Consider the following 233-nt stretch of genomic DNA (forward strand, 5'->3'; position numbering starts at 1 on the left):
CCTATCCTCCGTTTGAATCGATTGATGCAAACAACCAGATCGTTGGTTTTGACGTCGACCTGGCACAAGCGCTGTGTAAAGAGATTGATGCAACCTGCACTTTCTCTAACCAGGCGTTTGACAGCCTGATCCCAAGCCTGAAATTCCGTCGCGTAGAAGCCGTGATGGCGGGCATGGATATCACTCCGGAGCGTGAAAAGCAGGTGCTGTTTACCACCCCGTACTATGACAAC

General features: G+C 51.1%; 1 protein-coding gene. It reads left to right on the forward strand.

Annotated elements, in window-relative coordinates; all coding sequences use genetic code 11:
- Positions 1-233 (forward strand): transporter substrate-binding domain-containing protein (locus ACZ267_RS13065; protein WP_463680368.1); only part of this gene is annotated, 233 nt, incomplete at both ends.

It is taken from the genome of Staphylococcus sp. AC872 (assembly GCF_979255425.1).